The sequence below is a fragment of the Deltaproteobacteria bacterium genome (assembly GCA_016875395.1).
Classification (GTDB): Bacteria; Myxococcota_A; UBA9160; order UBA9160; family UBA6930; genus VGRF01.
In genome coordinates this window covers 54141-63494 of sequence record VGRF01000027.1, presented here as the reverse complement: position 1 = coordinate 63494, position 9354 = coordinate 54141, and the positions used below count along the sequence as shown (strand labels likewise).

7 protein-coding genes are annotated in these 9354 nt (G+C 71.6%); 4 read left to right on the top strand and 3 right to left on the bottom strand.

What is annotated here, in order from left to right:
• Window positions 1-114 precede the first annotated feature (114 nt).
• From FJ091_17745 to FJ091_17735, 3 genes are read right to left on the bottom strand one after another with little or no spacing between them, the layout of a single operon-like run.
• Complete coding sequence (locus FJ091_17745) at window positions 115-1884, bottom strand: family 20 glycosylhydrolase (protein ID MBM4385198.1); 1770 nt, start codon at window positions 1882-1884, stop codon at window positions 115-117.
• A complete protein-coding gene (locus FJ091_17740) occupies window positions 1881-2723 on the bottom strand; it encodes an SDR family NAD(P)-dependent oxidoreductase (GenBank protein ID MBM4385197.1) in 843 nt (280 codons plus the stop codon). The genes FJ091_17745 and FJ091_17740 overlap by 4 nt, the downstream gene beginning before the upstream one ends.
• A 16-nt stretch (window positions 2724-2739) precedes the next feature.
• Window positions 2740-4359, bottom strand: a complete 1620-nt coding sequence (locus tag FJ091_17735; GenBank protein MBM4385196.1) for an AbgT family transporter — start codon at window positions 4357-4359, stop codon at window positions 2740-2742.
• Window positions 4360-4819: 460 nt separating this feature from the next.
• Here FJ091_17735 and FJ091_17730 point away from each other — a divergent pair, with 460 nt between their 5' ends.
• From FJ091_17730 to FJ091_17715, 4 genes are all read left to right on the top strand, one after another.
• Window positions 4820-5818: a D-alanine--D-alanine ligase gene (locus FJ091_17730; protein MBM4385195.1), complete on the top strand. Its 999-nt coding sequence runs from the start codon at window positions 4820-4822 to the stop codon at window positions 5816-5818.
• A gap of 131 nt (window positions 5819-5949) precedes the next feature.
• Window positions 5950-6981: a KamA family radical SAM protein gene (locus tag FJ091_17725; GenBank protein MBM4385194.1), complete on the top strand. Its 1032-nt coding sequence runs from the start codon at window positions 5950-5952 to the stop codon at window positions 6979-6981.
• Window positions 6978-8546, top strand: a complete 1569-nt coding sequence (murJ, locus tag FJ091_17720) for a murein biosynthesis integral membrane protein MurJ (GenBank protein MBM4385193.1) — start codon at window positions 6978-6980, stop codon at window positions 8544-8546. The genes FJ091_17725 and murJ overlap by 4 nt, the downstream gene beginning before the upstream one ends.
• Window positions 8543-9325: an SDR family oxidoreductase gene (locus FJ091_17715; GenBank protein MBM4385192.1), complete on the top strand. Its 783-nt coding sequence runs from the start codon at window positions 8543-8545 to the stop codon at window positions 9323-9325. The genes murJ and FJ091_17715 overlap by 4 nt, the downstream gene beginning before the upstream one ends.
• Window positions 9326-9354 lie beyond the last annotated feature (29 nt).

Genomic DNA, 9354 nt, shown 5'->3' with positions numbered 1-9354 from the left:
GGTGCGGGATGGGGCAACGAACCACGCCCCCCCCCCCCCCCCCCGAGGCGATGCGCGTTTATCGAGAGGTTACGCCCAACCCTTGAGGGCTGATTGACCCAATTTGGTCGGCACTCAATGTTGGTATGTGGCCCGCGTGCGCTCGAGCCGCGCGAGGCTGTCGGCGAGCCCGCCGGGCCGGCTGCGCGCGAGCCACGCGCTGCGCTGCTCGGCGATCGCCTCGCCAAGATCGCGGCTCAGCTCCGCGTCGCTCGGGCACGGCAGCCTTGCGCCGCGCGCGAGGCGCCACGCGCCGTGGCGGGCGAGACGCGCCGCGACGGCAAGCTCGCGCGCTGTCTGCGCACCGTCTGCCGCTTCGCTGCGCGTTTGCGCGAGCGCCGCGATCGCTCGGCCGAGCTGCGCGATCGTGGCTTCGAGGCGCGCCGCGTCGATCTCGCCGAAGCTGCCGAGCAGCGCGCCCTGCACGATCTCCGCGAAGAGTGGGCTGCTGTTGAGGGCGTGCTTGCCCGTGCCCTGATAGGTCTCGGCGAGGTCGACGGCGAGCGCTCCGAGCGTGCGACTCGCGTCGCGAAACACGAACGCGTCGAGCAGCGGCGCCATCGCGAGCTCGCGGTTCGCGTCCGCGCACCAGGCGAGCGCCGCGCCATACGCGAGCGGCAGCCAGCTCGCGCTCGGCGGCTGCAGGTGCCCGTTGTCCCCCCAGTCGGTGACGAGGAAGCCGCGCGCGCCGCGGGAGCGCCCCACCTCCGCCGCATCGCGCAGGTTCTCGCGCGCGTTGCTCCAGCGGCCGAGCAGCGAGTTCCAAGTCGAGGTGCCGGGGCACACCCAGAACGGAAAGCCCGAGTCCGCGAACGCCTCGCACTGCGCGCCGAAGCCGCGCAGCGCGCGCTCGCCGATGCCGAACTCGGCGAGGATCGGCAGCAGCGCGGGCGGAAACGGGAGCGCCTCGAGTGGGCGCTCGTAGTGCCACACGCACGCGGTGAGCCCCGCGCGCGGCAGCTCGCGCACGAGCTCCGGGTGCTCGCGCAGCGTGTCGCCCCAGAACAGCACCTCGCGACCTTCCGCGATCAGGGGCTGCGCGATCCGTAACAAGTGCTCCAGGTACACGCGCGCCTTGCCGCGCGCTGCGGCATCCGCGGCGCTCGCGCCGCGGCCGAGCTCGAAGGTCTCGTCGCAGTTGACGTGGATGCGCGAGCTCGCGTGGTGAGAGAGCAGCTCGCGGCAGAGCGCGAGCGCGAAGTCGGCGTTGTCTTGCGTGGGCGCGAGACAGCCTGCCGGCAGCTTCATGCCGAAGCGCGTGGCGAAGCCGTCGGGGCGCTCCGCACGCGCGCGGTACTCGCGGTGCGCGAGCCAGCGCCCCATGTGGCCGAACGTGTTTTGGTTCGCGCACAGCTCGATGCCGTGCGTGCGGCAGAGCGCATCCAGCCAGCGTGTGTCCTCGGGCGTCATCGGCGAGGCATCGCGCCAGACGCGCTCGTGCGCGGCGTAGGCGAAGGTGTGCTCGGTATAGAGCTGGAGGTGATTGAGGCGCAGCAGCGCCATCAACTCGACGATGCGCGCGAGCGTCTCGCGCGTGGGTACGCGGTCGCGCGAGATGTCGAGCAGGTAGCCCCGCACGGCGAAGTCGGGCGCGTCCTCGATGCGAAGCGCCGGGAGCGCGTCGCCGCTTTGCTGCGCGATCTGGGCGAGCGCCGCGCGCGCGTAGCGCTCGCCCGCCGCACCGCCGTGCTCGATCGCGATGCCGCGCGAGTCCAGCGTGAGCGTGAATGCTTCAGCGCCGAGCGCGCGGTTCTCGTGCGAAACGGGCTCCGCGCCGCGCGCTGGGCCGGCGCCCGCGAGGCGCTCGAGCCGCCGCGGCCGCGGCAGTAACAACAGCTCGCTCATCGCATCCCGAATCCGGTGCGCGCCTGCCAGCGCGAGAGCGCGAGCACCGCCCACGGCGCGATGCGTTTCGCCCAGTACGCGAGCCAGGCTTCGGGCGCGACCGGCGCGACGACGCGGTTCTTCTGCACCGCGCGCAGGATCGCCCGCGCGACGCGCTCGGGGCCGTAGTTCCTGCGCTGATACGACGCGACCACCTTCTCGCGCAGCTCCGGCGTCGCGTCCGCGCCGCGCATGCGCGCGCTGCGCGTGATCGGCGTGTTGATGATGCCCGGGCAGATCGCGGTCACGCCGATGCCACGCCGCGCGAGCTCGATGTGCAGGCACTCGCTGAGACCGAGCACGCCGTACTTCGTCGCGCAGTACGCCGAGAGCGGCTCCGCAGGCAGGAAGCCCGCCGCGGAAGCGACGTTGACGACGTGGCCGCCCGCGCCGCGCTCCACCATGCGCGGCACGAAGAAGTGACAGCCGTTCACGACGCCGAGCAGGTTGATCTCGACGATCCAGCTCCAGTCTTCGAGCGAGGTGTCGAGAAACCCGCCGCCGAGGCCGACGCCCGCGTTGTTCACGAGCAGGTCGACGCCGCCGAGCTCGCCGAAGACGGCGTCCGCGAAGGCGCGCATCTCCTCCGCGCGTGCGACGTCGACGCGCCGCGCCAGCACGGGTGTCTGCTTCTCGAGCTCGGCGACGAGGCGCTCGGTCTCGGCGAGGCCCGCTTCGTTCAGATCGCAAATCGCGAGCGAGGCGCCGCGGCGCGCGCACTCGAGCGCCGTCTCTCGCCCGATCCCGCTGCCCGCGCCCGTAACGACCGCGACCTTGACCGCGAGCGACCTCACGTCCATCGCGACGACTCCAGATTCACTGCCCAGGCGCGAACCACAGCGGCGCGCCCGGCCCGAGCGGAATCCCGAGCACGACCCACGCCACGAGCAGCAGCGTCCACGTCGCGAGGAACGCGAGTGAGTACGGCAGCATCATCGCGACGAGCGTGCCGAGGCCGCTCTTAGGCGCGTAGCGCTGCATCAGCACGAGCGAAATCACGAGGTAGGGATTCAGCGGCGTGATGCAGTTCGTGATGGAATCGCCCACGCGATAGGCCGCCTGCGTGAGCTCGGGGCTGATGCCGACCTGCATGAACATCGGCACGAAGACCGGCGCGAAGAACGCGTACTTCGCGGACATCGACGAGATCGAGAGGTTTGCGGCGGTGACGAGCACGATGAAGCAGGCGAGCAAAAGCGGCGCCGGGAGGTCGGCGCGCGTGAGCACGGCGCCGCCCGCGATCGCGAGCATCTCGCCGAGGCCGGACCAGCGGAAGTACTCGATGAACTGCGCCGCGAAGAACGCGAGCACGATGTACGGGCCCATCGCCGCCATCGATTCGCCGAGCAGGCGCGCGGCGTCGCGGTCGTTCTTCAGCGTGCCCGCGCGAAATCCGTAGGCGAGGCCGGGCACGAAAAACATCACAAACATCAGCGGCACGATCGCCGCGACCCACTTCGGATTGTTCCCTGCGGCGCCGTGCAGCGGCGCGCCCTCGATCGCGACCGCCGCGACGAGCAGCGCCGCGAGCACGGCGAACGCGACGCTCGCCGCGCCGAGTCCGCGCTTCTCGCTCGCACTCAGCGTGGCGTTCGCGCTCGCCTCCGGCGCCGCGACGCCCTGCGCTGCGAGGCGCGGCTCCACCCAGCGCGCCGTGACGAACCAGCCGACTGCGGTGAGCAGGATCGTCGAGGCCTGCATGAAGTAGAGGTTCGCGGTGGCGGTGACTTCGTACTGCGGCGCCACGAGCCGCGCGGCGGCGGTCGAGAAGCCCATCATGATCGTGTCGATGCCGCTCGGCAGCAGGTTCGCGCTGAAGCCCGCGGCGACGCCTGCGATCGAGGCCGCGATGCCCGCGAGCGGCGAGCGGCCCGCGGCGGCGTAGAGCGCGGCGGCGACGGGGGGAAGCACGACGTAGCCGGCGTCGGTGGCGAGCGAAGAGCTCACCCCGAGGAACACGACGACGGGCGTGAGCAGCGCCGGCGGGGCAGAGCCGAGCGCGGCCCGTAACAACACGCCGATCAAGCCGACGCGCTCGGCCAGGCCGATGCCGAGCATGCCGACGAGCACGACGGCGAGCGGCGGGAACGCTTTGAAGTTGTCGACGAGGCTCGCGAGCGCGAAGTGCGCGCCCTCGGACGAGAGCAGGCTGCGCGGCGCGAGCGGCTGCGAGAACGCCTCGCGCGCGACTTGCCCCGTCGCGGGATCGAGCACGGCGCGCGTCACGGGCTGTTGGGTTGCGGCGTCGATCAGCGGGGCGCCGTCCGCGCCTAACACCTGCTCGCGCACTTCGCGCGTGCCGCGCTTCTCGACGCTCCAGTCGAGGCGCACGGCGATCTCGGAGAGCGCGATCACGCCGAGAGCGCCGACCAGAAAGAGCGTCGCGGGGTCGGGGAGCTTGTTGCCGAGGCGTTCGATCGTGTCGAGTGCGGACATGGGGGCGCACACTACTACGGCGGGGGTTGTCGACTCGCGGTTGTGTGGGGCGCGCGTCGATGACTCGCGCTTGTGCTTGTGCGTGGCCCGCTCACTCGTGGCTTCGCAGCCGGCGCGGGCCTCCGCGGGGGCTCGGCTTCGCTCGGCCGCGCGGGCGCGTCAGGCGTAGGCGTGCGCGTATTGCGGTGTTTCGCGATGCAACGGAGTGTGCGCGCGCCTCGCGCCTGGGCACTCGCTCCGCGACCCCCGCTGCGGCCCGCGCCGGCTGCTCGAGGTGTGCGCTGCTCACGCCCACTAACTGGGGGAGGGCGCGGATCGGCGCGCCGTTGAGGCGCGCCTCCCGCGCGCTTTCGCGTGGTCAGGCGGAGTTGGGGGAGTTCGCCATTCGAGCCGTCTTGTTGCTCACAGGCTCAGAGGTTCGGAGTTCGGTGGGGGCACGCTGCTAGGGTCGCTCGTTCTTATGGGCGCGCGGCTTCGCATTGGGATTGCTTACGACTTGTTGGGGACGGCGCCGCCGGGTGGGCCGCCGGATGCGGATGTGGAGTACGAGCCCGAGGCGACGGTCGAGGCGCTGGAGGCGGCGATTCGGTTCGCGGGGCATGAGCCTTTGCGCGTGGGGAGTCCGCGCGCGCTGCTGGCGGCGATCGGCGCGGGCTCGCTGCCGAAGCTCGATGCGGTGTGGAACATCGCGGAGGGGTTTGGATCGCGGAATCGCGAGGCTTGGGCGCCGGTGTTGCTCGAGCTCGCGGGTGTGCCCGCGCTCGGGTCCGATGCGCTCACGCTGTCGCTCTCGCTCGACAAGGCGTGGACGCTCGACGTCGTGCGCGCGGCGGGAGTTGTTACGGCGGGGCACCTCAGCGTGGGTTCGTCCGCCGAGTTGTCTGCGGCTTCGTTGCCGGGGCGATTTCCGCTCTTCGTGAAACCTCGCTGGGAGGGCACGGCGAAGGGGATCTCGCTGCGCTCGCGTGTCGAGAACGAGCGCGAGCTCGCGGAGGCGGTGGAGCGCGTCACCCACTCCTATGAGCAGCCCGCGCTGATCGAGCCGTTTCTGCCGGGGGCGGAGTACACCGTGACGCTGATCGGGAAAGATCCGCCGCGCGTGTTGCCCGTGCTGCAGCGCGCGCTCGAGGCCAGAACGGGTATTGGCGTGCACGCGGTGGAGCGGGGCGCGGCGGCGCCGCTCGCGCACGTGACGCCCGGCGCGCTCACACCCGCGCTCGAGGCTGCGCTCGCGGAGCAGGCGCAGCGCGCCTTCGCGGCGCTGCGTTGCCGCGACTTCGCGCGCGCGGACTTCAAGCTGGATGCCGCGGGCCGCCCCTACTTCCTCGAGCTCAACACGCTGCCGACGTTTGCCCCGGATGGCTCGTTCGGCATCTTGGCCGAGCTGATGGGCCGCTCGCTCGCGGACCTGCTCGCTGAAGTTCTCGCGGGTGGCCTGAAACGACTGAGGCTCGCTTGAACGATCGAACCGAGAAACGGCAAGCGCCGCACGGCGGCGCGCGCAGCGAGCCGCAGGCGAGCGAAGTCAACAAGACCACCGCTTCGCGCGAAGACATCGGCTCGCCGCACTGGGCGAGCTGGACGTGGCAGATGCAGCACCGCATTCGCGGCGCGGCGGAGCTCGCGCGATTCGTCACGCCCACGGACGACGAGGCGCGCGCGATCGCAGCGCTGTCCGAGCGCTTCCGCTTCGTGATCACGCCCTACTACGCCTCGCTGATGGATCCCGCGGATCCCGAGTGCCCCGTGCGCAAGCAGGTCGTGCCGCGGCTCGCGGAGCTCGGCGATCCGCACGGCCTCGCGGATCCCCTGGACGAAGTGGCGCACTCGCCGGTCAAGAACGTCGTGCGCGTGTACGAGGACCGCATCGCGTTTTGCGTGAACAACGAGTGCGCGCTCTACTGCCGCTACTGCCTGCGCAAGCGCATGGTGGGCGACGAAGAGTGGACGATGAAGCGCGCCGAGCTGCAGGTCGCGCTCGACTGGATTCGCGCGACTCCGGCGATTCGCGACGTGCTGCTGACGGGCGGCGACCCGCTCGTGTTCAGCGATGAGCGCCTCGAGTGGCTGATCCGCGAGCTGCGCGCGATCCCGCACGTCGAGATCGTGCGGCTCGGCACGCGCTTCCCGGTCACGCTTCCGATGCGCGTCACGCCGGAGCTGTGCGAGATGCTCCAGCGCTACCACCCGATCTGGGTGAACACGCACTTCAACCACCCGAAGGAGCTGACGCCCGAGGCCGCGCGCGCGTGCGATCTGCTGACGCGTGCGGGCATCCCCGTCGGCAACCAGAGCGTGCTGCTCGCCGGCGTGAACGACGACATCGCGACGATGAAGGCGCTCTGCGAGGGCCTCGTGCGCATGCGCGTGCGGCCCTACTACGTGTATCAGGCGCAGCTGCTCGAAGGCACGGGCCACTTCCGCGTGCCGATCGAACGCGGCGTCGAGCTGTTCCGCGCGCTGCGCGGGCGCACGAGCGGCTTCGCGATTCCGCAGTACGTGCTCGACACGCCGTACGGAAAGGTGCCCCTCGACTACCCGTTCCTGAAGGGCCGCGAAGGCGACTACGTCGTGATGGAGAGCTTCGACGGGCGCGTGTGGCGCGAGCTGAATCCGGCGTGACCGAAACCACCGCCCGCCGCGTCGGCTTCGCAGCGCTGCTGCTCGTCGCGAGCCAACTGCTCTCGCGCGTGCTCGGCTTCGTGCGCGAGTCGGTGATCGCGGCGCTCGTGGGCCGCGGCCGCGCGACGGACGCCTACAACGCCGCGTTCCAGATCCCGGACTTGCTCTTCTACTTCCTCGCCGGCGGCGCGCTCTCGATCGCGTTCATCCCGCTCTACTCGCGCGCGAAGTCCGAGCAGGGCGATGCGGCGGCGCAGCGCTTTCTCGCGACCGTGCTCGGCACGATGACGGCGCTCGCGCTCGCGGCGAGCGTGTTGTTATGGACGTTCGCCGACGCGTTCGTGGCGCTGCAGTTCCCGCGCTTCGAGCCCGAGGCGCAGGCGCTCACGGTGCGGCTCACGCGCATCGTGCTGCCGGCGCAGATCTTCTTCATCGCGGGCGGCATCGTGCGCGGCGCGCTGATGGCGGAGGGGCGCTTCGGCTCCCAGGCCGCGGCGCCCATCGTCTACAACCTCGGCATCATCGCGTGCGGCGCGGTCGGCGCCCGCGAGCTCGGCATCGAGGGCTTCGCGTGGGGCGCGCTGTTCGGCGCGGCAGCCGGCTCGCTCGGCACCGCGCTCTACGAAGCGCGCGGCCGCATCGCGCTCGGCTTCCGCTTCGCGCCGCTCGATCCCGAGTTCCGCCGCTACCTCGTGGTGGCACTGCCGCTCATGCTCGGCGTCACATTGATCACGGTCGACGAGTGGTACGACCGCTACTTCGGCGGCCTGCTCGCGGTCGGCTCGATCGCGACACTCGCGTTCGCGCGGCGCTTGATGCAGCTGCCCGTCGGCCTCGTGGGCCAAGCCGTTGCGACCGCGGCGCTCCCGACCTTCTCGAAGCTGCTCGAGGACGGGCGCAAGGACGAGCTCGACCGGCTCGTGCTGCGCACGCTCCAAGCCTCGACCGCGATCGCCGTGTTGTTGGGCGTCGGCACGGCGGCGCTGTCGGACGCGCTGGTGCGCGCGGTCTACGTGCGCGGCGAGTTCGCGCTCGGCGACGCCGCGCCGGTGGCGACGGCGCTGCAGCTGTTCTGCCTCGGCGTGCCGGCGTGGGTGGTGCAGACCGTGGCGGTTCGTCCGTTCTACGCGCGCGCGGACATGTGGCGGCCGATGCTGCTCGGGACCGCATTCGTCGTGGTGGCGTTTCCGCTCTACGCGTGGCTCGGGCGCGAGCAGGGCGCCGCAGGCCTCGCGCTCGCGGGAGCCCTCGCGATCACGGCGAACGCCGTCGCGACGCTCGTCGTCGCGCGTCGCCTGCACGGCGCGCCGCGCCTGCTTCCGCTGCTCGGCACGCTCGTGCGCGCGATCGCGGCTTCGCTCCCGACCGCGGCGCTCGCGTGGCTCGTGGCCGACATCGCGGGCACGCGCAGCGGCCTCGGCACGACGCCGCGCGCGCTCCTCGAGCTGGCAGTCGGCGGCGTCGTCTACGCCGCACTCGCACTGCCGCTGCTTCACGCGCTCGGCGACGAGCCCACGCGCGACGTGTTCGCCCGCGTTCGTGCGCGCATTCGGAGGAAGGGATGAAGCTGCGAGATCGCGTCGCGATCGTGACGGGCGCCGCGCAGGGAATCGGCGCCGCGTGTGCGCGCGAATTCGCGCGTGAGGGCGCACGCGTCGTCGTGTCGGACGTGAACGATGCGCGCGGCGAAGCGGTCGCAGCCGAGATTCGCGGCGCCGGCGGCGAGGCGCGCTTCGTCCACGCCGACGTCGGCGAGAAAGCCGATGCGGATGCGCTCGTCGCGAGCGCGGCGAGTCATCATGGGCGCCTCGACGTGCTCGTGAACAACGCGGGCATCGTGCACGCCGCGAGCTTCCTCGACTTGCGCGAGGAGGACTTCGATCGCGTGCTGCGCGTCAACCTGAAGGGCGCGCTCTTGTGCGGGCAAGCGGCGGCGCGGCAGATGCTCGCGCAGCCCGCGCGCGAGAACGGCGCGCGCGGCGTGATCGTGAACATGTCCAGCGTGAACGCCGTGCTCGCGATCGAGAACCAAGTCCCGTACACGGTGAGCAAGGGCGCGATCAATCAGCTCACCAAGACGATGGCGCTCGGCCTCGCGCGCAGCGGCATTCGCGTGATGGGCATCGGGCCCGGCTCGATCGCCACCGAGATGCTGCGCGACGTCGTGCTCACGGACGACGCCGCGCGCGCTCGCATCCTCTCGCGCACGCCGCTCGGGCGCCTCGGCGAGCCCGAGGAGATCGCGCGCATCGCGGTGTTCCTCGCGAGCGACGACGCGTCGTACCTCACGGGCACGACGATCTACCCCGACGGCGGGCGGCTCGGGCTGAACTACGTGATGTAGGGCGCGCGGCGACGCGGACGAATCGGCCC

Coding starts and splice junctions, on each gene's coding strand:
- FJ091_17745 (MBM4385198.1), bottom strand. CDS start 1,884: ATGAGCGAGCTGTTGTTACTGCCGCGGCCGCGGCGGCTCGAGCGCCTC.
- FJ091_17740 (MBM4385197.1), bottom strand. CDS start 2,723: ATGGACGTGAGGTCGCTCGCGGTCAAGGTCGCGGTCGTTACGGGCGCG.
- FJ091_17735 (MBM4385196.1), bottom strand. CDS start 4,359: ATGTCCGCACTCGACACGATCGAACGCCTCGGCAACAAGCTCCCCGAC.
- FJ091_17730 (MBM4385195.1), top strand. CDS start 4,820: ATGGGCGCGCGGCTTCGCATTGGGATTGCTTACGACTTGTTGGGGACG.
- FJ091_17725 (MBM4385194.1), top strand. CDS start 5,950: ATGCAGCACCGCATTCGCGGCGCGGCGGAGCTCGCGCGATTCGTCACG.
- FJ091_17715 (MBM4385192.1), top strand. CDS start 8,543: ATGAAGCTGCGAGATCGCGTCGCGATCGTGACGGGCGCCGCGCAGGGA.